Annotated in this window: 1 protein-coding gene; it reads right to left on the reverse strand. The window is 57.0% G+C overall.

The window, feature by feature from the left end; translation table 11 throughout:
* A partial coding sequence (locus Q4563_RS20085) for an ABC transporter permease subunit (RefSeq protein WP_442903820.1) occupies positions 1-270 on the reverse strand: 270 nt, incomplete at both ends.

Genomic DNA, 270 nt, shown 5'->3' on the forward strand with positions numbered 1-270 from the left:
GATAAACAGAATGATAAAGACCAACACCAGGATACTGGCCAGCACCGCTCCCGTAACCGGTTCCAGAAACTTGTTGGCAATACCCAGCGAGAAGGCTGCCACCAGCGTGCCGAGCAGATTGCCGACACCGCCAAAGACCACCACCATAAACGAATCAATAATATACGCCTGGCCCAGGTTCGGCCCCACGTTGGTCAGCTGGCTCAACGCCACCCCGGCAATACCGGCAATGCCGGAACCCAGACCAAAGGTCATGGCATCGACCCGGTC

Source organism: Gilvimarinus sp. 1_MG-2023 (assembly GCF_030548285.1).